The sequence below is a fragment of the Burkholderia reimsis genome, from assembly GCF_003294055.1.
GTDB lineage: Bacteria > Pseudomonadota > Gammaproteobacteria > Burkholderiales > Burkholderiaceae > Burkholderia > Burkholderia cepacia.
Genome location: NZ_QMFZ01000159.1, coordinates 1 through 409, shown reverse-complemented (window position 1 = coordinate 409; position 409 = coordinate 1). Strand labels below are relative to the sequence as shown.

General features: G+C 31.3%; 2 protein-coding genes. Both read left to right on the top strand.

Annotated elements, in window-relative coordinates; all coding sequences use genetic code 11:
* A partial coding sequence (locus DPV79_RS43005; RefSeq protein ID WP_165843653.1) for a hypothetical protein occupies positions 1-206 on the top strand: 206 nt, incomplete at its 5' end.
* Positions 207-409: hypothetical protein (locus DPV79_RS42440; protein ID WP_133295814.1), on the top strand; the 203-nt coding region annotated here is incomplete at its 3' end. It abuts the gene before it with no gap.

Sequence of the window (409 nt, the reverse complement as noted above, 5' to 3'; positions counted from 1 at the left end):
ATAAAGTATTTGAAATAGCCATGTTATTAGATAACAAAGTTACTACTGGCGAAGAAACGCAAAAAAGTAGCAATCATAGTTTAAAGCTAGCCGCCAAAATAAAAAATATGTTGGCGATGGTATTTGAAGGTACCGCAGATATTGGATATGACTACTCTAAAGGTTCGCAGTTACGAAAAACTGTAGAAATTAAAATGACTAATTAAGTGGTTTTAAAAGATTTAATTGAAGAAGTTAAGTTAAGCGATAAAAATATCAACGATGCACAAGAAGGTCAATTGATTTTGATAGATGATGTTAATCTAAGTTTAGCGAATGAGGAAGAAACTAGGCAAATCAAATTAGTAAAGCAAGGAGTATTAGATAGATTTGTTCATGAAGATATATCATTAGGAGAAGTGATGAAGCC